The sequence below is a fragment of the Bradyrhizobium neotropicale genome (assembly GCF_001641695.1).
In the GTDB taxonomy this organism is placed as follows: Bacteria; Pseudomonadota; Alphaproteobacteria; order Rhizobiales; family Xanthobacteraceae; genus Bradyrhizobium; species Bradyrhizobium neotropicale.
The window spans coordinates 63,405-88,733 of record NZ_LSEF01000026.1 but is presented as its reverse complement, the minus strand read 5'-3'; the positions used below and the strand labels follow the sequence as shown (position 1 = coordinate 88,733).

The 25,329-nt window shown below is 58.4% G+C and carries 14 protein-coding genes and 2 pseudogenes; 9 read left to right on the top strand and 7 right to left on the bottom strand.

From position 1 onward, the window contains the following. Window positions 1-619: 619 nt before the first annotated feature. From AXW67_RS05485 to AXW67_RS05470, 4 genes and pseudogenes are all read right to left on the bottom strand, one after another. Window positions 620-2,155, bottom strand: a pseudogene (locus tag AXW67_RS05485) (acyl-CoA synthetase). Window positions 2,156-2,310: 155 nt separating this feature from the next. Beyond that, the gene (locus AXW67_RS05480) at window positions 2,311-3,918 is read right to left on the bottom strand and encodes an acyl-CoA carboxylase subunit beta (protein WP_063677036.1); all 1,608 of its coding nucleotides are present in this window, start codon (window positions 3,916-3,918) and stop codon (window positions 2,311-2,313) included. A 1-nt stretch (window position 3,919) separates the two neighbouring features. Beyond that, window positions 3,920-4,423: an acyl-CoA carboxylase biotin carboxyl carrier protein subunit gene (locus tag AXW67_RS05475; protein WP_063677035.1), complete on the bottom strand. Its 504-nt coding sequence runs from the start codon at window positions 4,421-4,423 to the stop codon at window positions 3,920-3,922. Window position 4,424: 1 nt separating this feature from the next. Continuing rightward, complete coding sequence (locus AXW67_RS05470; protein WP_063677034.1) at window positions 4,425-5,897, bottom strand: acetyl-CoA carboxylase biotin carboxylase subunit; 1,473 nt, start codon at window positions 5,895-5,897, stop codon at window positions 4,425-4,427. A 1,143-nt stretch (window positions 5,898-7,040) separates the two neighbouring features. Here AXW67_RS05470 and AXW67_RS05465 point away from each other — a divergent pair. The 4 genes from AXW67_RS05465 (at window position 7,041) to AXW67_RS05445 (ending at window position 12,877) form a co-directional block, all read left to right on the top strand. After that, window positions 7,041-7,970: a TauD/TfdA dioxygenase family protein gene (locus AXW67_RS05465; RefSeq protein WP_063677033.1), complete on the top strand. Its 930-nt coding sequence runs from the start codon at window positions 7,041-7,043 to the stop codon at window positions 7,968-7,970. Between the two features lie 1,001 nt (window positions 7,971-8,971). Further along, window positions 8,972-10,576 (top strand): carbohydrate porin, encoded by a 1,605-nt coding sequence (locus AXW67_RS40210; protein ID WP_136623869.1) that lies wholly within the window; start codon window positions 8,972-8,974, stop codon window positions 10,574-10,576. Window positions 10,577-11,268: 692 nt separating this feature from the next. Next, on the top strand, window positions 11,269-11,607 hold the full coding sequence (locus AXW67_RS05450) for a helix-turn-helix transcriptional regulator (protein ID WP_063677031.1): 339 nt from the start codon (window positions 11,269-11,271) through the stop codon (window positions 11,605-11,607). After that, the gene (locus AXW67_RS05445) at window positions 11,597-12,877 is read left to right on the top strand and encodes a type II toxin-antitoxin system HipA family toxin (protein ID WP_063677030.1); all 1,281 of its coding nucleotides are present in this window, start codon (window positions 11,597-11,599) and stop codon (window positions 12,875-12,877) included. Before AXW67_RS05450 ends, AXW67_RS05445 begins: the two co-directional genes overlap by 11 nt. A gap of 74 nt (window positions 12,878-12,951) precedes the next feature. On the opposite strand, the gene AXW67_RS05440 is transcribed toward AXW67_RS05445, so the two are convergent. Continuing rightward, complete coding sequence (locus tag AXW67_RS05440) at window positions 12,952-13,707, bottom strand: lytic polysaccharide monooxygenase (RefSeq protein ID WP_082907792.1); 756 nt, start codon at window positions 13,705-13,707, stop codon at window positions 12,952-12,954. A 409-nt stretch (window positions 13,708-14,116) separates the two neighbouring features. Between AXW67_RS05440 and AXW67_RS05435 the strand changes: the two genes are divergently transcribed. Beyond that, on the top strand, window positions 14,117-15,154 hold the full coding sequence (locus AXW67_RS05435; protein ID WP_063677087.1) for a cytochrome-c peroxidase: 1,038 nt from the start codon (window positions 14,117-14,119) through the stop codon (window positions 15,152-15,154). Between the two features lie 685 nt (window positions 15,155-15,839). Here AXW67_RS05435 and AXW67_RS05430 read toward each other — a convergent pair. Continuing rightward, window positions 15,840-16,310 (bottom strand): hypothetical protein, encoded by a 471-nt coding sequence (locus AXW67_RS05430; protein ID WP_145927433.1) that lies wholly within the window; start codon window positions 16,308-16,310, stop codon window positions 15,840-15,842. Between the two features lie 325 nt (window positions 16,311-16,635). Between AXW67_RS05430 and AXW67_RS05425 the strand changes: the two genes are divergently transcribed. The 3 genes from AXW67_RS05425 (at window position 16,636) to AXW67_RS41615 (ending at window position 22,634) form a co-directional block, all read left to right on the top strand. Next, window positions 16,636-17,283 carry a DUF938 domain-containing protein gene (locus AXW67_RS05425; RefSeq protein ID WP_063677027.1) on the top strand — a complete coding sequence of 216 codons (648 nt, stop codon included), beginning with the start codon at window positions 16,636-16,638 and terminating at the stop codon, window positions 17,281-17,283. A gap of 2,545 nt (window positions 17,284-19,828) precedes the next feature. Continuing rightward, complete coding sequence (locus tag AXW67_RS05415) at window positions 19,829-20,602, top strand: polysaccharide deacetylase family protein (RefSeq protein WP_063677086.1); 774 nt, start codon at window positions 19,829-19,831, stop codon at window positions 20,600-20,602. A 1,576-nt stretch (window positions 20,603-22,178) separates the two neighbouring features. Then, a complete protein-coding gene (locus AXW67_RS41615; protein ID WP_145927432.1) occupies window positions 22,179-22,634 on the top strand; it encodes a hypothetical protein in 456 nt (151 codons plus the stop codon). Window positions 22,635-23,155: 521 nt separating this feature from the next. Here AXW67_RS41615 and AXW67_RS40200 read toward each other — a convergent pair. After that, window positions 23,156-23,709: pseudogene (locus AXW67_RS40200) on the bottom strand (IS5 family transposase); the annotation flags it as partial. 495 nt (window positions 23,710-24,204) lie between these two features. Here AXW67_RS40200 and ltrA point away from each other — a divergent pair. Continuing rightward, window positions 24,205-25,329 (top strand): group II intron reverse transcriptase/maturase (gene ltrA / locus AXW67_RS05405; RefSeq protein WP_063677025.1); only part of this gene is annotated, 1,125 nt, incomplete at its 3' end.

The following is a 25,329-nucleotide window of genomic DNA, read 5'->3' as shown; positions in this document are numbered from 1 at the left end:
CAGATCGGGCCGACTCGCACGAGGCGGCGCACTCGCGCGGCGGAGCGTGACTTGCGTACCGGTAGGGCTCTCGCCGTCGCCTCCGCCGTTTGTAGTTCCGGCTAATGGCCCAGCTGGACCCGGCGACGTCAGCAGCAATCACTTAATGTCAAAGACTCGGCGAGAAATGTGGTTCCGTGGGGGCCTCTTCGAAATTTAGCTTCGTGTGACGCGGTACTGGGCCGAATCTGCACAAATATAGAGTTAGTGTCCACTTAAGACAACTTTTAATTGAGCTTGTGCCGCGCTCCCCCGCTCGGCAGCCAAACGCCGAGTCTGAGCGGCTTGCGCCGCACCGACGTTCTCGTCCGGTAGATCGCCTAGATCGCTGGTGGGATCACCTTGCGGTCCTTCCAGGAAACGAGTGCAAGGCGTCTCTGGGTCTAGTGGACGCGCTGGCATTTGCGGGTAGACCGGCATCGTCGCCTTGCGAATCCCTTCGGTCGGTCAACCTCGGCAAATCGTAGTCGTCGTCGCCGCGCGCCGTTCGTTTTGATCCGCCGGCACCATTTGGCGTGCCGCGCTCGGGGAGAGGCAATATCGGCACACAGCATGGGCTACGAAACGTCAGATTGGATCCTCAATCAGCGTCGCCGTCCTCGCTGGATCGAGAATCGAGTTCACTAAGTACGCTATGCTGGATCTTGCCCAATGCTGTTCGCGGCAGTTCTTTCGTGAAAATGATCTCGCGTGGCACCTTGAACCGAGCCAGATGGGATTGCACGTGCGCCACCAAAGTCTTTGCGTCAGTCCGAGTTCCCGCCTACATGACCACGTAGGCGATCGGCACTTCATCCCATTGCGGATGGGGTCGACCAATGACCGCACACTCTGCGACATCGGGGTGGTCTAGAAGTACGCGCTCGACTTCCGCCGGATAGATGTTCTCGCCACCAGAAATGATCAGGCGCTTCTTCCGGTCCTTTATCCAAAAATAGCCGTCAGTATCTCGACTTGCGATGTCACCAGTGCGATACCAGCCGGCGCGCAGTGCCTCACGCGTTGCTTGCTGGTTGCCCCAATACTCCTGCAAAACGTTGGGCCTGCGCACGCCGATCTCTCCCGGTGTGCCTGCGGGTAACTCGTTGCCGCTATCATCCATGACAATCGCCTCACAGCATAGTCCCGGTAGGCCGGTCGAGCCCTCTCGGGACAGCTCGCCGCCCAGCCTCGTGTAGATTGCAATGGGGCTCGTTTCGGTGGAGCCATAGACCTGCAGTACGGGGATGCCGCGTCTGATCAAGCGAGCAATCAGATGCTGCGGCACGATCGTGGAACCCACAGACACGGCCCGGAGCGACGATAGATCGGCCGTTGGCCACCTGACGCTATCGGTCATGGCCTGAATGATCGCAGGCACGAGCACCGTCAATGTCGGCCGACCGTGGTTGAACGCGTCGAGCGCCGCATCTGGGGTAAAGCGTGGATGGATCGAAACTGTCGCGCCGACATGTAATGCCGGGGTCGTCTGGATGTTGAGCCCGCCGACGTGGAAAAGCGGCAATACCGTCAGCACGTGGTCGTCCGACGTGAGGGCGTGCATATGCTGGCTCATCACACCGTTCCACAGTAAGGCCTGCTGGCTCAACACCGCACCCTTTGGCCGTCCTGTCGTACCTGATGTGTAGACGATCAGGAGCGGGTCCGTCAGGTCCGAGGGAGAGTCGCAGCTGTCGCGCGACCCCTCGTCCAATAGGGATTCCCACATCCGCCCGCCGGGAGGCGCAAAGTCCAAGCCAACTGTCGCGATCTTGGGCAGTGTTTCCGCGATCATTGGCAGAAGGCCGCCAAAGGCCCGCTCGAGCACAAGCACCTTGGCACTAACGTCGGATAGGATGAAGCTCTGCTCGGCGAGCGCCAGACGCCAATTCACCGGAACCAATATCGCCCCGATCCGTGCGCAAGAATACAGAAGAACGAGATAATCAGGGCGGTTGAGGCTGAGGACGGCGACACGATCGCCTTTATGGACTCCGAGCGCAGTCATAAGGGCTTGTGCCGTCTGTTTGATACGTCGATCAAAGTCGGCGTAGCTCAAGCTGTCGCCCTCGAAGCGGATTGCCGGCTTGTTGGGAGCGAAGGCGGCATTGCGCTCAATGAGTGTGCAAAGATCCATGAGTCATCCCGCTTTCGTTGACCGGCACATCGAGCCGGGCCTCAACTCCTTACGTGGCGATTGTACCGGCGCATGGAACGCGTAAGAGCCGGTTGTCGTAACGTTGTTATCGATGCGGAGGGGTCTGTGGTCCGAGCCGACAGCCTCATCCGCCGCTACATCCTGAAAACGCCATAGTGTGGCGCTTCGATTGAAGCATTGAGCGATGCGCTCAAGGCGATTGACAGCGCGTTTCTGGTGTCTACGGGATCTAGAATGCCGTCATCCCAAATCTCGGAAGTCGCGTAGTAAGCGCTCGACCGCTCGCGATATTCTTCCAATATCGGCTCTCGAATGGCCGCTAGTTGTTCGTCGGACAGACGTCCACCTTCACGAGCCAGTTGCCGTGCCTTGACATGAGTGAGGACGCCAGCCGCTTGCTCCGCCCCAATGGCGGATATCTGAGATTGTGGCCACGCAAATACAAAGCGCGGATCGAAGGCACGTCCGGCCATGGCGTATGTTCCTGCTCCATGGGAGCTGTTGCAGATCACCGTGAACTTAGGCACCGACGCGCCTGACAGCGCCATGATCAGCTTGGCTCCATCTTTGGTGATGCCGCGCCGTTCGTATTCGCGACCAACCATGAACCCGGTGATGTTCTGCAGGAAGAGCAGGGGCGTTCGGTTCTTGTCGCACAATTGAATGAAGTGCGCGCCCTTAAGCGCGCTTTCGTTTAGAAGCACGCCATTGTTGGCAAGTACGCCGATTTGATATCCATGAAGGCGCGCGAAACCGCATACGAGCGATTGGCCATAGCTTGGCTGGTATTCGTGGAATCGGCTGCCGTCGACCAGACGAGCAAGGATCTCCCGCATATCGAACTGAACGCGAGAATCGCTTGGGATGATTCCATAAATTTCGGTTGCATCATAGGCTGGTGGTTCCGGGGCGGTTTGATCAACCGGCGCTTTCGTGGGGCGCGTCGTGCGGGCGACAATGTCCCGTGCGATGGCAATCGCATGCATCTCGGAGGTCGCGAAATAGTCACCCGTTCCCGAGATGCTCGTATGCATGTGAGCGCCGCCAAGCTCCTCGGCTGACACGTCCTCTCCAGTGGCGGCCTTTACAACCGGGGGACCCCCAAGGAAGACCGCTCCGGTGCCCTGCACGATGATGTTGTAGTCGCTAAGGGCCGGAACGTAGGCCGCCCCCGCGGAGCAGTGACCCATCACCACCGCGACCTGAGGAACCCCCATCCTGGAGAGGATCGATTGGTTGCGTAAAATCCGACCCGCGCAATAGCGGTCGGCAAAGAACTCCGCCTGCAAGGGCAGAAAGCCGCCTGCGCAGTCGCACAGATGGACCACGGGCAGACGATTCTCTATCGCGATATCCAAAGCACGCACGAGCTTCTTCACGGACAGCGGGTACCATGCGCCGCCCTTCACGCTGGCGTCATCTGCATGAATGATGACCTCCCGACCTGCTACCAGGCCGATGCCGACGACCTGTGCCGCGCCAGGGACCTCGCCGTTATAGGCTTTGTTGCCGGCCAAGGTCGACAGCTCGAGGAACGGAGTCTCTGGATCGAGCAAAGCCTCGAGCCGTTCGCGAACGAACAGCTTGTTTTGTCGCCGCAGCCGCTCAAGATCTCGCTCGGGGCGGTCGAAACGGGTTGAATGCTGGCGTTCCTTCAATTCTGCGGCAAGCCGTCCGTTATGAAGTGCGTTCAGGCGAAACGCCTGCGAGTTGATGTCGAGCCGTGAAACAATCCGTTGCATGTCAGCGACCTGTCTCGGATAGCGTGATCAGCGTGGCGTCTCGCTCGAAACTCTCGCCTTCTCTAAAATGAATCTGGTCGACCCTGCCATGCCTCGGAGCGTAAATGACAATCTCCAGCTTCATACTCTCGATCAGCATGAGCGCCGTACCTGCAGCAACGACGTCATCTTGCGAAACCTTAGTCGCAACCACAAGCCCGGGCATCGGTGCGCGGGCCACGAGATGCTCGGCAGCTGCGTCATCGCAAGCGAGTGCCCGCAATGGATCGAGGTATCGCAAACTGTGCGTCCTGCCACGGATGTGCAGATGGATCGTGTCACCATCGATCGCGAATTTGACGGGAATGGCGTCGCCCTCAATCACAAGCAAGCCGCTGCCGTCGCTTTGATGCGAGAACGCGACCTGCTTAATCGTGCCTCCCGGCAAGTGAAGCCGATAGCCCTGTTGGCAAGGTGAAAGCCATACTTCCCAGTTGTAGCCATTGAGCTCGAAAAGGTGCTTCACGTCAGTTTCTCCACTTGCCAAGAGCTGCGTGGAGGGCGGGCACGGCGTCCGCCGAATCGCGAACCGGTCTGGTCAGGAGCGCGGCAGCCGCCAGGAAGGGAGACATGTCGCTCGTAGATCCAAGGGCGAGGCCTGGGTTGTCATCGAGATATCCAGTATGCATATCTCCGCTCTGAAACGTGCTATCCGTCAGCAGATGTGCAAGAAAGCTCGCGTTTGTCTCGCAGCCGAGAAGGACCAGCTCTCGAATTGCCCGTTCCAATTTGAGGGTAGCCTCGGAACGCGTTGAAGAGTGTGCGATGATCTTGGCCAGGAGAGGGTCGAATGCCGCCGTGATCTCTTGACCTTGAACGATACCGCTGTCAATTCGCACATCTGCGCTTTCTGGGTACTCAAGCATTAGTATCTTGCCCGTCGTCGGTGCGAATCCAACTTCGGGAGCTTCGGCATACAGTCTGGCCTCAATCGCGTGACCTCTCAAGACGATATCCGACTGCGAAAATGAAAGTTCGTGTCCCGCGGCGACATGGAGTTGTGCCGCAACAAGATCTATTCCGGTGACCACCTCGGTCACAGGATGCTCGACTTGCAGCCGCGTATTCATTTCAAGGAAGTAGAACTCGCTTCCCGAAAGGATGAATTCCACAGTACCGGCGCCTCGATACTTGATGCTACGGGCAATACTGACGGCGGTGTCGCAGAGCCGCTTCCTCATCTCTTGTGGCAGGGCCGGCGCGGGAGTCTCCTCGATGATCTTTTGGAACCGGCGCTGGACCGAGCACTCGCGCTCGAACAGGTGGACGACATTTCCGAAGCCGTCACCCAGCACCTGAACTTCAATGTGGTGTGGCCTTTCGACATATCGCTCGGCGTAGAGCCTGCCATCCCTGAAATACCGCCGCGCCTCGCGACGCGCTTGAGCAATCGCGTCATCCAGAGCGCGGACATCCTGTACAATCCGCATACCTTTGCCTCCGCCGCCCGCTGAAGGCTTGATGAGCAAAGGCAGCCCAAGGGCCCGCGCCCTTGACGCGAATGTCGATGCATCGTCGTCCTCGATGGCCGAGGGCACGACCTGAAATCCGCTCCCCTGAACGAAATTGCGAGCCTGGATCTTGTCGCCCATGAGTTCGATGTTTTCGGATGTGGGCCCAACGAATGTTATGCCAGCCAATTCAACGGCCCGGGCAAACTCCGCGCTCTCTGATAGAAATCCGTAGCCTGGATGCAGTGCGCCAGCGTTTGCGCTGCGAGCGGCGGCAATGATTTGCTCGGAATCGAGGTAGGCGGACATTGGCGGATGGCCGCCAATAGCGATCGCGGTATCAGCCATGTAGACAGCCGGCGTCCGGGCATCGGCTTCATGGTAGACAATTGCAGAGCGAAGCCCCAGGTTGCGCAACGTCTTGATGATGCGTACGGCGATCTCACCCCTGTTAGCTATCAGAACCGTGCCGAATGGAAACGTCTGCATTCGTTTACTCTCCGAAAAATCAGGGGCTGAATTTCGAGGCTCGCGAGTGATTGACCCGCAATTGCCGTGTCGTCCTCGCATATCCTAGCTCCGTGCCGCCTATGGCCCCGGGACGGATGGGACGAGCCCAACGATGGTCGATCGAAACTTGTCGCGATGTAGTCAATTCGAACTGGTGCGTCCTTTTGCACGACCTCAAACTGTCATCACATGGCGAGATCACTCGAACTGACGACTCTCGTTCGCAGTCAGGCGGTGATCGTGTTCGATAGGTGAGGGAGAAGGTCTTGTCGGGTATCCGACACAGCGGCCAATCCAAATGTGCTGGGCCTCAGATGGGTGGTCTGCTGGATAGGCTGTGTCCGCGTCAAGTGTTGGAGCGAGGCCACCTCACCTTGGTGGGCTTGTGTCGTGGGAGGCTGAACGGGCAGAGACATTGAGATTCCCCAACTCATGGGTGGCGATGACCTAGCCAGAAACCGCCGTAGTATTGTTCGAGATCGTACAAGTTGACGCGACGTGTGATTCAAGCCCTCGGATAGGCTCGCCTGCTGAAATTGAGCAGATTTTCGTGGTGGGCGGCTCGAGCCGGTCGGCCGATCAGTTGGCGACATTCGGACCGTAGGGATTGCCTTGATCGCTGCGATCTCCATAAAGAGGCCAAGAAAGCTGAACTGCTCGCGTGCAGGAGCCAGGTTGCAACGGCGCACGGATCCGACAGCTTGGCAAACGGATCAAAAATCGGTCCCGGCTGGTGACAAACGCTGTCATTGAGCGTCGCGCCTTCAACGAAGGTGAAGACCCCTTGGTACCTCCTGCGGCTTCGGCGTCGACCATGGCGCCTAGTTAGCTCGATTGGTCGGCGACATGCCTTCAAAACCAATCTCGAGGTACATGTCTCGGTTTTGACCAGAACGAACCACCGTCGCCATATGCGAGTGTGAGTCCGGTCAACTACCAATCTTGGCAATTGATCGAGAGGGCAGGCCGGTGTCACGGTCCCAGACCATTTGGCGGACCTGGGCTGAAGAGCGTGTCAATCGATGGATCAAGCACCGCTTATCTTGACGGATGCCGCGTCAGGTCGCGTCTCAGGCAACCGGTGATTCTCGCCAACAAACGGCAAGCTCGGAGAATGCCAGCGTGAATAGAGCGGTCGCGATCGATGCTGTTATTCCACCTGCCGATATCGTCAAGCGCGCAGGGCGCATCGGCGCCGAAATCAGGAACATCAAGCTTTCGGGGGCTTTGCCGGACCAGACGATCGCTGCGATCAACACCTTACTGATCTCACACAAGGTCATTTTCTTTCGCGACCAGGGGCATCTCGACGACGTCGAACATGAGCGATTCGCTCATCGTTTCGGAAAGCTTGTCCCGCATCCGACGCTCGGTGCCATCAAAGGAACAACGTCGATCATCGAACTTGACTCCACCCGCGCCGCGAGCCGGGCCGATCTGTGGCACAGCGATGGAACCTTCCTTGACGCCTATCCCAAGATCGCGGTGCTGCGGGGCGTCGTGATGCCCTCATTCGGGGGCGATACGATCTGGTCGAACACGGCAGCCGCTTATCTCGATATGCCGCCGCCGCTGCGCAGGCTTGCCGACGAGCTCTGGGCCGTTCACACCAACGCCTTCGACTATGCCGTAATGGCCCGCGCCAGCCAGGAAGACAAGAAGCATTTCGATGAAGTCTTCACTCGAACGATCTATGAGACCGAGCACCCGGTTGTACGCGTTCACCCAGAGACTGGCGAACGTACACTGGTTCTTGGTGACGTGGTGAAGCGGTTCGTTGGGATCCCGAAATATGATGGCCAAAAACTATTCGATCTATTTCAGTCCCACATCACCGCTCCCGAGAACACGGTGCGCTGGAGCTGGAAAGAGGGCGACGTAGCGATGTGGGACAACCGCGCCACGCAACACTTTGCAGTCAATGATTACAATGGCCAGCACCGGGTCGTGCGCCGGGCAGCGATCGAGGGAGAGGTCCCGGTCAGTATCGACGGTCGGCCCAGTGTCACGCGGACAAAAGTCACCAAGCAACTGCCTGCGGCGGACGCCTAGCAGCTTTGCGCTGCGGCTGCATTTACTCCCTTCGCTTGTCCAACTGATCTGGCTCGGCGCCCAACGAGCCGTCCGCTCCGTGCGCTGGACCGCTGTCGATGTCCTTTCTTCCGGCAGGTCCGGATCTGTACCAATCCGCGTCACGACGGCAGATCGGCCAATGATACCCTGTCGCGAATCGCGAATTCGGAGCGGCTTGATCCAGCTTCGGAGATTGAGAGTGCTTTTCCGGAAGCGCAATTCTATGGAACACGACGCGTCTCGGCAGCCACTTCGCTCCCGCCTTCTTGGGTAAGCGATGGCGGCGGCAATCTCGACCGCCCGCTTTGTGCGGCCGCGTATCCGTCGCAAAGCCCATGTCCTGTCCATTCATCCCGCCACGTACTTCGGGGTAAGAGCCCTCGCACATCGCACCAGCTGAACTTGGCAGGCAAAGCAAGCTCAATCCGTCGCGTGCTGCCCGCTGCGAACGCCTGGCGGGCGCCAACGACCTCAGCCGCACGCAGCGAGACTCAGCCCCGCGGACCTCGTCAACTACCAACCTCGGCAATTGATGAACGAGGCGGCACATGACAGTCGTGGGCCCATGAATAGCGAGCCGCTCGGGCGCTGCGTTCGTTCGCAAGCGGTACAAATCTGGGCGTCAATCGCTCCTGTCCTGTCGAACATGCGGTCTCTTGAATCGGATGATCAGAATGAGCGAAATCTTTAGGCCGACGACTGAGATGGGTCGCTCCCGTTCATGAACGGCGAACACGTTCGGGTCGCCGTCCATGTCTCTCGCGCGGAAGTACTTATCGAGCGATCGACATATGCGCTCATGCGCATGTCCCGGCTCCAGTAGCCGATAGAGCGCGAAAACCGTGAACGAGTATGGGTCGGATAGACGGGGCTGGTGCCTTGAGCGTCGCCGGCGTGACCTCCTGACAATCAGACGCTCCGGACCGATTTGCTGGAGGGCCTGGTCCAGTAAAGCTGAGAAAAGGGAAGCGGGGTTCACCATGTACGGTTGCGTGGTCGCGGCATCGATGCGGATACATTCGGCAGCGGCGACGCTTTGGAGCATCGGAACAGCCAAGCAGGATCGATCGCTTGCCATCGCACTTTCTCTTGCCGCGAGCCTTGGCGTCAATTCGGCGCCGGCACAAGGCACCAGCGTGTCTCAAAGGATCGATACTCCCGATGAGCTTTCCGAGAGCAGGGTTCGAAAGAAGCCGGCTGGCGGGGCGAAAGTCCGCGTCCGAGAGCTTAGACGAGCAGCGAGCGTCGTCGGCGGCTGTGCGTCGGCGCAAGCTGTTAATCGCTCGTCTCCGCAATGCTCCAGCACAAACGAGGTGACCAACTACCAAACTCGAAAACCCGCCGACCCATTCGCCAAGTTCGAGGCTCTTCGTGAAAGGGGAATGTGGCTCAACATTCCTGGTCCTGCCGACACTATCGATCAGGATAGCGGCGGCGTGAGATCTGCATTAGCAGAGGTGGGAATAGGCTATGTTGGCTGGACCCAAAACACTTTCATAGACAATCAACTGCCCAATGCGGCTAGAAGCACCATCGCTGATCAGCGTTATATGGGACAAAACCCGACGTTTAACACCGCGAATTTCTTGATCGTGACCTACGATCTGAGCCGGTTTGGAATTCCCGATGGTCAGATTATTGTGGGAGCCGAGCAGCAATACTGGACATGGAAGCCGGGTGGGCCAGATCGGGTGGGCATCAATACGATTGCCTACTATCAGACGTTTTTCGACAGGAGGGTCGAACTCAAGCTGGGTTATCTCAGAAATCAAAATGAGTTCGCCGGCACAGTGGTTGGCGGCAATGCCGGAGTCAATGTTTTTGGACCCTCATCGAACATCCTATACCAGGCAGGAATGAGCAACAATCCGGCGCCCACGCCGGCTCTCAATGTGAAGTACAATTTTGATGATCGCATCTATAACAAGTTTTCAATCCAGCGCTCGCTGAACCCCGACGGTCAAGCGGCGCAGATAGCCGAAAATCCTACAGGTCTAAACTGGAGTACGACTAACGCCGGTATCCTTCTGCTTGACGAGTCTGGTTACAAGAACAAAGCGGCTCCCGGCGCGCCTGAGACATGGTTGCGGGCCGGCCTCGGCTTGAACAACAGCAGCTACACGAATTTGCAATATCCGGGTCAGCCGAGAAACAACGCGAACAGCGTCTACTACGTCGCTGCGGACAGGCAGCTCTGGCAGCTCGATATGGAAACCTCGCCATCTCGCGGTATCTATGGCGGGTTCTCTGCAATGTACGCTCCGCCCGACCTGAACAAGGTCAGCCAGTATTACGAAGTCCGTCTTTATGCAAAGGGGTTATTTGACAGCCGCCCGCATGATCAAATGGCAATTGTTGCCACCAACACCGCGTGGAGTGCTTTTGCAGTTAACGCTGCGCTCGCTGGAGGGCATCTTGCGCATCGCGATAGTACTGCGATATCGGGGACGTATACCGCGCATGTGGCGCCCGGAATATACACAAGTATTGGACTGACCTATATCAACAATCCGACGAGCATCACATACACACGTCAAACCGGCCACGCCTTGAATCTGTTGGTATCGACGTCAATGTTCTTCTAGGGCGCGTATCCCATAAATCACGGCGTACCTGATGCCAGCTGTGCTCCCGACAGCAGTGGTGAAGCGGATGCCGCCTGACTTCGCTTGTGGGCCAGGAGCTGCCGAGCGTGCATCTTCAGTCCAGATAAATCCGTCTTCATGCGCTCAGCTCGCCGGCGACGTCCACCAGCGATGTGGAGGTTGGAGGAGCGTCATCATGCACTGTCATTGGGTACTTGCTGCTTTGTAGCGCCGGCTCCGCCCAAGCGAAAAGGGTTGCACCGTCGGGGACGGGTAACTGTCAATTCTGGAAACCGCGCCAAAGATCCTGGGCCCGCGCAATGGTGTCGTCGTGCCCCGCGGTCCGAGGAACTGAGTTTCGAACAAGTCTGCGTCGCAACCGTGCTGCAACGGCCATCATCAAGCGGAACTTCTCGGCCGCTGAGAACGTGCTGACGGCCGGCAGCAGCTCCGCGCAGATGGGAAAAGGTACTGCGTTTGTGGCGTCGTCTTCATGGAAGTAATTGTTTTCGCTGTAGATTTTTAGTGCTTGACGGTTTTGAGATTGGTAAAAGCGACTTGGTGCATAAATAGGCCACTAAGACGTTTTTGCTCTATTTACGGATCATGAAATCTTGCAATAGAATTCTGTCCGCCCTATATAGTTGCCATAAAGTCATTTTACGATCTATTTATGAACCCGAGGTACGACCATGGCCAAGGTCCGTCACCCGATATCCCCCTATGCAGCGGACGCTACGATGCTGCTTGGACAGCTCCTGCGAAAGTCTCGCATCGAGCGGAAGATGAGCACACTCAATGTTGCCGAGCGGGCAGGGATCTCGCGCGGCCTCTTGCGCCGTATTGAGGCGGGAGATCCGCGCTGCACGATCGGTGCGGTCTTCGAGGTTGCCGCGATTGTTGGTGTCAAACTATTCGACGCGGAACACGGAGCCATGTCTCGCGCGATCGAGACCAATCGTGAGGTGATGACGCTGCTGCCCAAGGCCGTTCGCGCCCGCCGAATGCAAGAGGTCAAGGATGACTTCTGATCCTGCCCATGCCGAGGCTTATGTTTGGACATGGCTGCCGGGCCAGACGAAGCCCATCGTTGCGGGACTTTTGTCCAGGAATGGCGAACAACTCGTCTTCAATTACGGCCGGAGCTATCTCGAGCGTAACGATGCCCATTCCCTCTATGAGCCCGAATTACCCCTGCGGAGCGGCGTCCTTCCGCTCCTGGAGGGGCTCAGCATGCCCAATTGCCTTCGCGATGCGGCCCCCGACGCGTGGGGCCGGCGCGTCATTCTCAACCGAAAGTTCGGTGTGCGCGGCAAGGAGATCGACGCGGGAAGTCTCGATGAGCTGACCTTTCTCCTGGAGTCCAGCTCGGATCGTATTGGCGCTCTTGATTTCCAGGCGTCGCCCTCGGTCTACGTCCCGCGGGAGGGCGAGGGCGCATCCTTGAACGAGCTCTTGAATGCGGCAACGCTCGTTGAGCAAGGTACGCCGCTGACGCCTGAACTCGACCGCGCACTCTTCCATGGTAGCTCCATCGGCGGCGCTCGCCCGAAAGCAGCCATCACGTCTGATCACAAGAAATTCATTGCGAAGTTTTCCTCGCAAACCGACCTGTATAGCGTCGTTAAAGCGGAGTTCATCGCGATGCGCCTTGCGGCGGAGGCTGGACTGCGCGTCGCCCCCGTAAGCCTCCAGCGTGTTGCGGGAAAGGACGTCCTGTTGATCGAACGGTTCGATCGCGAGAAAGTCACGGGCGGCTGGGCCCGCAAGGCCATGGTTTCGGCGCTGACGCTGCTGGCATTCGATGAACTGATGGCGCGCTATGCCAGCTACGAACAGCTCGCAACCATTATCCGTCATCGTTTCGCGGAGCCGAGGGAAGCGCTGCGCGAGCTCTTTTCACGTCTCGTTTTCAACGTGCTCTGCGGTAATACCGATGATCACGCTCGCAACCATGCCGCGTTCTGGAATGGTAAGGATCTCGCGCTCACATCTGCCTACGATATTTGTCCGCAGGGCCGCGCAGGCGGCGAGGCGACGCAAGCGATGCTTATTCTCGGGCAGGACCGGCACAGCCAGATTGCGCTCTGTCTCAAAGCCGCGCCTTCCTTTCTTCTCAACGAAGCGGAAGCCGTCGCCATTGCGGTCTCACAGATCAAGACCATCAAGGAACGTTGGTCCAGCATCTGCGACGAAGCGGCGCTTGCAGAAGTGGACCGTAACCTGTTCTGGCGGCGTCAGTTCCTCAATCCTTATGCGTTTATCGGCGCGCCGCAGCCGATCGTCGACCTGGTTGGATAGGTTGGATTTTGGTGCGAACGGCCGACCGGAGGGAGGTATGAAAAGAACACCACTCGGCGGTCCCTTCACTAAGCTCAACCTCTGCTGATTTCCACGTCCCAGGCGCGCCCCGTCGCTTGTTCAAGCGACGGGCCGGCGCTCGTTCGCTTTGGTTCCTCGAACATGGCGTCGACGATCTGATAAAAGGCCATCGGGCTGTTGGCGACTTCCCACACCGCGAGAATGACGTAGTAGCCGGTGCGCTTCGGCAGCTCACACACGTGAACGGTAGGCGCGCTGGGCATCAGGTTCGCGTTCGGGTCCCAATAGGGCTGACCTTCGTTCTGGATCGTGCAGAACGGCCTTACATCGAACTGGGCGCGTGTGAGCGGAGCGGATGGATTCCAGCCTATCCGGGTGATGAAATAGTTCCAGCGCCGGGTCAGGTGAACCGCGCCGTATTCCCATTTGAACGTTTGCTTGGCGCCGGAGTGCAGGCGAATCTTTGTCCAGCGCGTCGGCGTCTGCTCATCGAGCAAGGGGACATTCCCGCGTACGCTGCTGCCGGCGATGTGACCGTCCTGTGGCGGCACCGCGCTCTGGACATCAGTCGGCGCCGTCAGATCCAGGAGCCCGCCCTTCATCGCAGGGAAGAACTTCCCGCTCTCCATTGCGTTGGCCCTCCACAGGTCAATTGGACAGTCTATATTCCTGTGTTCGGTACATAGAACGACGCGTGAAGCGGGCTCGGTGAGACGCCCTTGCGCATGAGCGCCTGCAACAACGACCAGCGAGGCCGCTCCGCTGAACAGCGCGCTGAACCTGTATCGAAACCTATAGCGGATGTGCATCTCGCAAATTCCGATTGGGTATTGGAAGAGTGCTCCGACCCCACAGACTTAGTCCGTGACTTGCCAGCTCTTGCAATCGACATGCCGTAAGCGGAGCTACCCAGCCTCCGATGGGGCTGAGGCGACGTGCTGCGAGGGTTTTCAAATAAGCGAAATCATTTGGTTGCCCGGACACTGCGGGGCGGAGCAGGATGTTTGTCCAAAAGCCTACACCGGCCAATCGCAACGCTGCGAACGCGTCGCAAAGCCGACGTCCAACATAGAAATTCCGCAGGGTTTAGCTTACGAGAACTGGCTCAGTTTCTGCATGACCGCAGGCATTCACGTAGCGGAGATGCGTTTTAACAAACCGATTAGCAACGCAAATGAAATCGGTGGCGAGCATCGAGAGAATCGGGGGCCTCACATGATGCGCAAGGTGTCTGTTGCCAGCATTCTGGCGCTAGTCTCATCGCAGGCTATCGCGCGAGACGATCTGATGATGTCCGCCAGGCAGATTTTCAGACCCATTCCCAAGGTCCTGCCCGCCATTAGGGACAATCCGGTCACTCCCGAGAAAGTCGAACTCGGCAAGAAGCTGTTCTTCGATCCTCGCATCTCGGTGAGTGGAATTATTAGCTGTAATACATGCCATAATCTTGGCACCGGCGGCGTCGATGCCGGTCCAACCTCGGTTGGTCACGGCTGGCAAAAAGGACCGCGCCGGGCCCCAACCGTTTACAACTCGGTCTTCAACGTCGCCCAATTCTGGGACGGACGCGCGCCAGATCTCAAGGCTCAAGCTAAGGGCCCCGTTCAGGCCAGCGCCGAAATGAACGCAACTCCGGACCACGTGACGAAAACGTTGAACTCCATGGATGACTATGTCGGTATGTTCAAGCAAGCCTTCCCCCGCGATACGCCGTCAGTCAGCTTCGATAACTTTGCGAAGGCAATAGAGGCGTTTGAATCAACCCTCACCACGCCGGCTGCCCCCTTCGATCAGTACCTGAACGGCAATGCCAGCGCTCTGAACGACCAGCAAAAGGCAGGATTGAAGCTGTTCATGGACAAAGGGTGCTCCTCCTGCCACAGGGGGATCAACATTGGTGGGCAGGACTACTTCCCGTTTGGCGTGGTCGGAAAGCCGGATGCAAAACTCCTTCCCACGGCCGATAAGGGCCGGTTCGTCGTGACTAACGCTGTCGGCGATGAATACGTGTTCCGGGTAGCTCCCCTTCGAAACGTAGCCTTGCGCGCTCCGTATTTCCATTCGGGTCAAGTTTGGAGCCTCGAGGAAGCCGTCGGCATTATGGGGGAAGTCCAACTCGGGACAAAGCTCGACGACAAGGAAAGAAGCGATATTGCCGCATTTCTGAATGCATTGACGGGGCATCTACCCAACATCGAGTACCCGATGCTGCCAACTCGTACAAACGAGACGCCCCCACCGTCTTTAGGGCGATAGGATTATTCTGCCGCGAATAAAACTCTCCAGGTCGTTATAGCTCGCTCGTCGCGACCTTCGCTCGTCAGGCACTGAGCGCGTCTGGACTGACATGGTGGTGGTCCGGACATCCGAAACTTGCCCGGTTAGCTAGCACGCAGGTACGCGCGATTTGGCGGCCAAGCGAAATGTGATCGGTAGAACGCGACCCTGCACCGCTTCGCGTGAGCTGTGCGGGCAGCGCGATCGCCATGATCTCGCCAGGCGGGGCTCAAACGTCGTTCCAAGACCCGCCTGATTGAGGATGAACAAGTATGATCGACTCAGTGCTTGCTAGAATGCCGCGATCGCCGTCGGACAGAGACGACGCGGAGCGGCAAGCTGTGCTGATAGCAGGCTGTTGCGAGAGCAGTCGCAGACGTCTGGCCCACGCGGGTGCTTGTTCGGCGACCCCTAAGCGTCTTTTCTTGATTTCGTTTCCCGTGACGAGATCTCCGTTGAAAAAAAGGTGAGAGACTCATTCGCACCGAGCAGCCGAGCTTTTCTGGGTAACAAACTTGCCGACTGAAAATCCGCCCTCGTCTATTGCAGGTCAACGGCCGGCAAACGGAGAGAAAGAGCCGTGCTGTGAGATATCAAACGAGCGCACACCCTTTGAGTTGAAGATGTCGGTCGTCACCGAGCCTGGCTGGCGGCGAGAACGACTTCATTTGCCATGGATTTCCGAGGCTTCCTCAAGCGTTCGGACGAGGTGGTCGACGGTATCGTAGTCGGATCTGCCTGCGCTGGGGCTGAAGTGAACTGTCGTCCGTACTATTAGTCGTCCGCGTTCAACGAGCGTCAATGTAGCCTTCCTCACCGACAGTCCATATTGCCATTCGACTTGCAGCTGTCCATTGGAAGCCTCGGAAGCTTGCGTCCGGGCGATGCCCCAATCGCAGTTGTTCGGACGACATTTCACCCACGCATGAACGAGCGCTTTGTCGAATTGCTGATCGATAGATATGCGCGTGATCATACCCGTGCTCTGATTCTCGTTCGACCACGTGCCGGCAAAGTCCGCCATTGTTGAGGAGCCTAGATCGCACGGCCCCGGAGTTTCCGGTTTTGCCCCCTCGCCAAACGCTGGTTGGAGAAGCACGAGCACAAGCAGCGTGAGTGCACGTAATCGGAACATTGCCGTCCTCCTGTTGGCTTGACAATCAGGAAATTGGCAACAACCGTGCCAGCCAGTTGGAATGGCAAATGGGCGCCTTTACAGTCGATGCAGAGGCGCGGCCTCGCATACGTTCGTCGCGAGCCCGACAGTTCAGCGCAGCTATAGGCGCGCGTGTTGGATTCCTTACATTTGCCTTCTCGAATGCGTGCTTCGTTGCGAAGCTGCTCATCTGATTGCTGGACTTGTCCCTCCAGCCATCACGTGAACGCGCCCGCTGATCATCGCAAAAAGGGAGTCATATCGCTGCTCAATATCTTTCGCCATAGAAGCAAGGAATACCCGAATGTCCGACGACAGACCCAATATCGATCCGCATCCGCTCAGCGCTTATGTAGCCTGGGCGGGCAACCGCAATAAGGAGGCGATCTTGAAAGCGTTCGAAGAACTCTTTCCCACGAAGGGTGATGCGCTTGAAGTGGCTACTGGCGCTGGATTGCATATCAATTACTTCGCCCCGTATTTTCCGAACGTTCGATTTCAGCCTTCCGACTATGATCAAGGTGTTTTCGAGGCGATCAAAAGGAAGCGCGTCGAAGGCGACAACAATAACGTTGCTGATCCCGTTCTGATCGATCTCACTGCCCCGGCGACCTGGCCGGATGCCGATGAGCGGCTCTACGACGTCATCTTCGTCATCAACATCTTCCATGTTGCCTCGGTCTCGATCGCCGACGGCATTGCTGCGCTTGGCGCAAGGCTGCTGAAACCATCCGGCTTCATCGCAATCTATGGTCCCTTCAAACTTGACGGGAAATACACCACACCATCGAACGAAGCATTCGACGGGGAGATCCGGGCGGCCGGCATGCCCGAATGGGGTCTCAAAGACGTGCGGGACCTTGAAAGGGAGGCCAGGAAGCATGGGCTGGCGCTCAAACGGCAATTGGATTTGCCGGCCAGTAACTTCATTCTGCTCTTCGCTAGGTCCTGAACGGCGGCTCAACCTTTCCAGTATATGACGCTGGGAGTCTCGCCATTTCGCACTCGTGGCGCGTTCTAGACCTAACGAGTGCCAGACGCTTGGCGATGAATGACCATCCGGCTGAGAGTTCGCGACCAGCACAGGGCGCGCGCCAGGCCCAGGCGTTCGGCCGTCATAGTAGGTTTTGGCGCTTCAACAGAACCGGGAGCGGCGCTAGCTCGCCGCTTAGCGCGGAGAATGACCCATGACTCCTCGCCGGCCGAACCGAATCCCGACTGGAACGCTGGCAGCGGCAATCCAAGCTGACGGGCCACGCGGGACCGCGGGGCCAACCGACGCGATGAGAGAAAAAGCTGCTACCGCCGCCGGCAGCGTTTGCACTGACTAGCGAAAGTCGACCGTCTCCGCCGCCACTGCCATCTTGAGGTCGGCCTGTAACGCAATCATCGGATACGCCGAAGAGCCGGCGGTACCGTCGAAAGCGTCGCCAGCTCCACTTCCGGAAATAAGCATTTCGCGATTGTAGGCGCCACCTCATGATCGGGGGCTGACGAGAAAGGCATTCGCGGCGCGCGTCGACGCTTCTCATGCGCGAGTGTCTTGTCTGACGATAGCCGCTCGACGGCTTCCGGTTCACGCGCGGTGCGAAGAGCACGCAATGATGCACCGGTCAGATCAAGCGCAGCGCAGTTGACGAAGGAAAATCAGTCGATCCCGGGAAAACGCGCCATGCCACTCAGGAAGATGGTGGGCGCGGCTGCTCGGATTTCCGAAGCTTTAGAGCCCGCCGCTTCATCGTTGCAGTCATTTTTTTGATCTTTGGTCGACGGGGTATTTTGAATGCGGCGCCGTCGCCTGTGAGATCCGCCACGCCATCCGTGTTGACTTGCTTCATAGACATTTCCCAACGAAGAGATTGATGCGGCATTCGAGCTGCGACAACCACCTTCCTATCAGCTCGCCACGTACGGCGCGCCTAGCAGCGGCAGAAGAGCGCGATCTTTGTTTGAAGGCACGACCGGTCGGTTGCCTGTCCGACCTAAATGTCTCGTCGGGCAGGCGGCCTCCCGCCTCAGAACAATATCAAACAGTAAAAATCAGAGAGACGTAAACAACTATACGCCCTTTCAAGGGTCACGTTCCTCGTTAGAGCGCAGATAAATCGCAAGTTTGCACCAATCGACCTGATAAAATCCGTCGAAAACGGCCACTCAAACACAGGATTTGGGCGCGGACCTAGGGTTTGCGGCACTTGCGGTGCCGGCATGTCCCTATTGCACGAGTTGGATTTGTGACGACTGATTACAAGCGCGGCGCCGCCAACTTGCAAATGACTAAGCTGCACGCATGCCGAGGGGGAAGGAGAGAGAAGCAAGAAAGCCGCTGGAGGTCGCTGCGGGACGGGCGGGCGACTAGAAACTGATTTTTGGAATCTCCGGTTGATCGAGCGATATGAATTCAGCAATGTACTTAGTCGTGTTATCGTCCTTGATCATGGGGGAGATTTCCAAATTTTGGACGTGGCTGCTGCCACACCAACGCGTGCGATCCTCAATGAGGTCTGCGCGAATTGTTCGAGGTAAGCCCGGCATCCGCGTAGATGTCACCTGCGGAGCCTGGGAGACGGCAAGGCCGAAGGGAAGCGCGAGTGCCTCAAACGGATCGGCATCGATGCGACTTGCCGGGCGCCTACTAAGTGGCCTGAGGCGACAGGCTGTCATGTCGCTCAGATGAACTTCCAGGTCACAGTCTTGAAGATCCTGGTGAGCTATCCAGGCGGGTTCGCTCCCATGGCGGAGCTGAAACGGGACATGGCTATCCTGGCAACGAGCGGCCGCGATTGGGCCGAGCGCACCAAGAGAATGGCGACACGTGCGCCGGATCTGGACATCTTCTCCCAGCGTCTCATCGAACGCGTAAATGGAGGATGGCGCATCACGGAGAAGGGGCGAGCAGTGCTCGATGTGATGGAGGCGCGCTCGATACCTACGGAGATGCAGCCGGAGATGATCGCGCCCGCTTCAGAACTGGCAAAGCCGACGCCAGCTGATACACTCCCCGTCAGAGTAGCTCCTGGACCGAGTGAGCGGCGCCGGCGACGTCGCGTCTCCGGAAGCGGATCGCGAGCGAATTGGGCTTAAGTCTCGTTCTTCCTCCAGTGCGCAAGGCCCTGCAAGGCTGACGCCGCCCGTCGGAAAAGCAGGCGATGAGTGTGATGCCGGGAGAGGCACTAGCGAGGTCGCTCGCTGTCCCCGCGTCGAAAACGATCAAACAAGGCGTCAGGACGCGGAATTTAAGCGCGAGCGCCGCGCTAGTTGCACGAAATTGTGCAGCCCAGATGGTTAGTATCCCAAACGTCGCAATGTTTTGACGAGCCGGCCGTTTCAACCAAGCCCGATCGAGAGAAGGGCCGTTGATCTGGCTGCAGGACGACCAGAGGCGCTTTCGACCCGAGCGCCGGCACTTGATGCGGTTCGCGGGATCGTTCGTTCAGGGCCACAACCAGCGAGGCGCGATGGCCCTCAACGGCAGATATTTGTGTGTGTCGACCCTGATGCTTGCGAGCGCCGCGACAGCGTTGATCGCAGCTGCCCCACCGGAAAGTGCGCCAGCTTGTGCGCGCAAAGATGCGCTCGGTACCGCACGCGTGCTCGCCATCGATGCCAAGACCTATCCGCGGGTTGGGCTCAACAGCTTTCCGCAGTCGCTGCCGCTCGCCGACCACGAGGTCGTGCTGACCTTCGATGACGGCCCCCAACCGCCCTACACGCAAGAGCTGCTGGCCGCGCTCGCCCAGGAGTGCGTGCGCGCCACGTTCTTCCTCGTCGGCAAGTCGTCAGCCGCCGTTCCCGAGCTCGTGCGTCGCGCGGCCGCACAAGGCCACACCATCGCGCATCACACGTGGTCACATCCGATGCTTTCGAAGATCAGCGTCGCGCAGGCGAAAGAGGATATTGACCGGGGGATCGCGGCCGATGAAATGGCACTCAATGGCGCGTCGAGGACGACGCCGTCGACCCCGTTCTTTCGCTTCCCCTATTTCGCCTCGACGCCTGCGATGCTCGATCTTCTGCAATCACGCGGGATCATCGTGTTTGGGGCGGACGTATGGGCCAGCGACTGGGAGGAGATGACCGCAGATCAGGAGCTCAAACTCGTCACCAAGCGCCTGGATGAGTCGGGCAAAGGCATCATCCTGTTCCACGACCCCAAGGCACATACCGCCGCCATGATGCCCGTCTTCCTGCGGTACCTGCACGACAACGGCTATCACGTCGTCCACATCGTCCCGGAGCTAACGCCTCAAAGGAATGCCGATACACATTGATGGCGTCACCTCACCAAGAGAGGGTGATCTCGAGACAACTCTGAATGGGCCCCACGAAAACTTTGATGATTCCACCGTATCGGCGGGCATCTCGCCATGCCAACAACGAAGACGCTGACCGGCCGGGGCCGCAAACTAGATCGCTCGCGCGTCCCGAACTGCACTAGGAAGCGCGGAAAACGGGACGGTCGGCAACGGCCGTGAAAGGCATGAAGGCAATTGGACATGACCGTTAGATGGTCGAGCGACCAGCCTGGCCCTTGATGTCTCTCGTCGGCGCACCGCATTGCCGCGCCTTTTCGAGTCATACAGCCGAATCGCAGCTGCCTTACGCCTCGCCAGGTCTGTGCACGGCCCTCGTGAAGGGATCGGCTGTATCCGCCATGGCCCGAACGCGTGCCGCCAATCTCCTGTAGTATTCCTGCTCCATGACGCAACCCCACATCACTGAAGTTACATTTCAGTACGCAGAGACACCCTCGTCAAGGTGGCCACCAGCCCGCTTGTTGCCCTCGGCTCAAAGCAATTTCTTCGATACGCCCTGCTGCGGTCCCCGAAGTGGAACTATCTTTCCGGGCAGGGAAATCCGACATGTCGCCACTTCACCTAATCCGAAAGCCTTGCCCGGCGTGCGGCAAGCCGATGAAGCTGGTCCCGGGGAAGGCTGGGACGGGCAAGGACCGGTATGCCTGCACGGAATGCGAGGGGGACCCCATGGAAAATCCAACCGCCCGGAAATGGCTCGAAAGTGCTTTGAAGCCGCCAAGCAAATGGTAGGTATCGAAAGCTTGTACCGCGTCCTCTGCGCAGAGAGGTCGCATCAACGCGCGTTCATTCGATGGAGCGTCGGGGGGCCTATCGAGACCATCGTGGAACTGGCTGACAGGGGCTTCGCCGGCAGCTGCCTCGACCAGCCTCCAGCTGGGAGCTCCATTCCGGTGATGGGGCCAGTACCGAGCCCGTTGCCGCGGACGTACCGGCGGCGGGCAATGGGCTCCCGCGCAGAATCAGATAGCTTTGTCGGAGGCTTTTGGAGGAAGGGCTGCTGAACAGATGGAAGAGAAAGCTGTTGCAACTGTGAAAAAGGCCATCTGCTCGGAATGCGGGGGTGAGCGCAACTGCGATATCCGCGGGAATGCTCGGCAGGGCTGGAACGAGGCCGCGGGAGCGGTATGGGGCCAAACCATTTGGTCCATCTTACAGTGTCGCGGTTGCGATCACATTTTTTGCTAGACGGTTAGTATCTTCTCGGCGGACTACCACTACGAACAGGATGAGAACACCCAAGAGGATACGATCGTTTACGACGAAGTGATCACTATTGGCCGGCTTTGGCCAAACGCCCGTCTCCGGAATGGTTGCAGAGCGCTCATCGAAGACGAGTCGGGTCGGCTCTACGGCATACTGAGCGAGCTCTATGGTGCACTCAATGGCGATCTAATCCGCCTCGCCGCGGCCGCGGTGCGAACATCCTTCGATGTTCCCGCAGAAATTCTTGGTATCGACGCTGAACTTTCCTTTCGAGATGAGCGCTCGACGCATTGGTCTCAGTCCTTGGGAAAAGGGGGACTGAGCGGTGACCATCTACACCGACGGCCTACGACTCGAATCGACGGATCGACCCATCAACGAGTTCATCGCCGCTAATGAAGCTCATGATCGCCAGCATGTTGGCGCGCAATTTCAGCCGTTCTTAAAGGGCCGGTGCAAATGCCAGATCCAAAAGCGCTGCCAGAGGACCGACCGAAATGAATACGAGCGCACAGCGACGATGGCTTTTGAGGGGGATGGTTGTGCCGGCAGGCGTCCTCTTGGCGCTTGCTACTCCTGCGACGATTCGCCCGCAGACAGCGAAGTAGCCGCCGGTGCCAAATTCGAATTTGCGCTTTCGAAGCCCACGTTGAATAGTTCCAACCGCTCGGATTTTTCGCGTGGGGGAACTGGGAGCGCGCCGATCAATATCTTGACGCATTCGAACGGCTGGCAAAGACTTCCGTACCTCAACCAAAGCACGCAACGTATTTTCTACTAACGCATGCGCTCGAGCTCTTTCTCAAGGCGTATCTGGCAGGATGCGGCGTCTCGAAGCGGAAGCCGAAGGAACCAAGCCTCCGTCACAACTTACCCAAGGCTACACGCCCTTTGCGAAGAGAATAATCTAGCGCCAGTCGAAGATCTCCGCGATCACGTCAATCACTTCCAAGGAATAAACGGGCAGCATGACTTCCGATACGTAACAAACTTCAATTTGTCGGTGCCGTCGCCGCGGCACTCAATCGAAGTGTTGCATAGGCTGTGATCCGCGACTGAAATCGACAATCGCCCGTGCGTCTAACGACGCATCGCTCAAGTTTTGCTGAGGACACAAGGCACCTCAAGGGAATGAAGATCCGTTGGTCGGATTGATAATCGCGGCGGCACCGCGGCGACGCACCGCGATCGCCGTCGATAAATGATCGAGCGTGCGGCGCCGTCGCCGGATGCGGCTCAATTTGAAGGGCAGCAGGCAACTGACGCGATCTGTCCAGCGGCGTTGAAGACTAGGGTTCAGACTCAATTGATCCAGTAGGCGACGATCGCGGCGAGGTGAACGGCAGCCAAATAATTCCGGGCGAGTTTGTCATATCGAGTTGCGACCCGCCTGAAATCCTTGAGCCGGCAGAAGCAACGCTCGATGACATTGCGCCCTTTATAGGCGCGCTTGCTGAAGCTGTGGAGGGTCACCCTGTTGGATTTGTTTGGAATGACAGGCTTCGCGCCGCGATCGAGGATTTGGGCGCGAAAGCCGTCGCCGTCGTAGCCTTTGTCGCCAATGAGGGCAGACATGGGCGGCGCGAGTTTCAAAAGGGCCGGCGCCGCCGCAATATCTGCTTCCTGGCCTGGAGTGAGATGAAATGCGTAAGGTTTGCAATCAGGGGCGCTCATCGCGTGAATTTTCGTGGTCCGCCCGCCGCGCGAGCGGCCGATCGCCTGTTCATGCTCCCCCCTTTTCCGCCGCTCGCCGAGCGATGCGCCTTGATCGAAGTAGAGTCGATGGACAAAGTCACGCTATCCTTGCCGCAGCGGGCGAGCGCTTCAAAGATCATTCGCCAATGTCCACGCTTGGCGTGCGCCGTGAGAAGGCGGCGCTTTCCAGTGGGTGCAAGCCCCACCCGGCAAACGCTCCAGCCGGAAGCAATCGGAGCAGTCATGGAGGTAACGAAGTGACTGAAGCCTTCGATTAGCGTGTCACGAATTGGTGACAGCGCGAGTGTGCAGGCCGTAACGCGAGTGAACGCCGAGCAAGCCTCGAAAAGGACGATGCACAGGCCGACCTGACGGCCATATCAGGGAAGGCTGACACGATTGGAGTGACGTGAGCGAAGCAATACCTCCAATCGCTGTGCCGGGGTAGTGGCGACAGCATGTACACAAGGAAAGCGTACGCAACACGGGAGGCCCCTCGACGTGGTCAGGGATGATCAACCGGACGCCCGCGAGGGACAGGCCGGGCGCCGTGGGGATGCGGAGGGGTTCGTAGTACCGGTGAAGCCGGGTAACGCCGGGGGAGGGAAGGGACCTTAGTTCAAGACGAACGCAAGACGTAGTGAGGGACCTGGGGATTGGGCAACCTATCAACTCCGAAGAGTGTTCAGAAACTGCAGACGGCGTTGCACGCGAAAGCGAAGGCAGAAGCCGGCTACCGCTTCTACGCCCTGTACGACAAGATCAGCCGGGAAGACATCTTGGCCCATGCCTATGCTCAATGCCGCTCCAACAAGGGCGCACCGGGTGTGGACGGCCAGGACTTCGCGGACATCGATGGGTACGGGGTGCAGCGGTGGCTTGGCGAACTGGCGCTTGCGCTCAGGCAGGAGACGTATCGACCGGACCCTATCAGAAGAGTGTACATACCGAAGGCCAATGGCAAACTCAGGCCGTTGGGCATCTCGACCTTGCGCGATCGAGTCTGCATGACAGCAGCAATGCTGGTGCTAGAACCGATCTTCGAGGCCGATCTTCCACCCGAGCAGTACGCGTACCGTCCCGGGCGAAATGCCCAACAGGCGGTGGTCGAGGTGGAAGCGCAGTTGTTCCGTGGCCACCCGGAAGTCGTAGACGCCGACCTCGCGGACTACTTCGGGAGCATTCCGCATGCCGACCTTCTCAAGTCGGTGGCGCGCCGGATTGTTGATCGGCGCGTGCTGCATCTGATCAAGATGTGGCTGGAATGTCCCGTGGAAGAAACCGACGATCGAGGAAGGAAGACACGGACGACCGAGGCACGGGACAAGCGGCGAGGCATCCCGCAAGGCTCACCGATCTCACCACTGCTGGCTAACCTCTACATGCGCCGGTTTGTGCTGGGATGGAAGATGCTCGGGCTGGAGCGAAGCCTCGGCTCTCGCATCGTGACCTATGCCGACGACCTCGTAATCCTGTGCAGGCGGGGCAAAGCTGAAGAAGCCTTGCGACAATTGCGCGTGATCATGGGAAAGCTGAAGCTGACGGTCAACGAGGAGAAGACACGAATCTGTAAGGTGCCGGAAGGAGAGTTCGACTTCCTGGGTTACACGTTCGGGCGGATGTACTCAGCGAGAACCGGCCAGGCGCGCCTGGGATACCGGCCATCGCGCAAGAGCATCAGACGCGTGATCGAAAGCATTCACGCGCTCACCGCCCGATCAGGAACTTGGCAAGAGACCACGGAGCTCGTAGGCCAGTTGAACCGCACGCTGCGCGGATGG

Coding starts and splice junctions, on each gene's coding strand:
- AXW67_RS05440 (WP_082907792.1), bottom strand. CDS start 13,707: ATGCACATCCGCTATAGGTTTCGATACAGGTTCAGCGCGCTGTTCAGC.
- AXW67_RS05450 (WP_063677031.1), top strand. CDS start 11,269: ATGGCCAAGGTCCGTCACCCGATATCCCCCTATGCAGCGGACGCTACG.
- AXW67_RS05480 (WP_063677036.1), bottom strand. CDS start 3,918: ATGCAACGGATTGTTTCACGGCTCGACATCAACTCGCAGGCGTTTCGC.
- AXW67_RS05435 (WP_063677087.1), top strand. CDS start 14,117: ATGCGCAAGGTGTCTGTTGCCAGCATTCTGGCGCTAGTCTCATCGCAG.
- AXW67_RS05430 (WP_145927433.1), bottom strand. CDS start 16,310: ATGTTCCGATTACGTGCACTCACGCTGCTTGTGCTCGTGCTTCTCCAA.
- AXW67_RS05415 (WP_063677086.1), top strand. CDS start 19,829: ATGCTTGCGAGCGCCGCGACAGCGTTGATCGCAGCTGCCCCACCGGAA.
- AXW67_RS05425 (WP_063677027.1), top strand. CDS start 16,636: ATGTCCGACGACAGACCCAATATCGATCCGCATCCGCTCAGCGCTTAT.
- AXW67_RS40210 (WP_136623869.1), top strand. CDS start 8,972: ATGTACGGTTGCGTGGTCGCGGCATCGATGCGGATACATTCGGCAGCG.
- AXW67_RS05470 (WP_063677034.1), bottom strand. CDS start 5,897: ATGCAGACGTTTCCATTCGGCACGGTTCTGATAGCTAACAGGGGTGAG.
- AXW67_RS05445 (WP_063677030.1), top strand. CDS start 11,597: ATGACTTCTGATCCTGCCCATGCCGAGGCTTATGTTTGGACATGGCTG.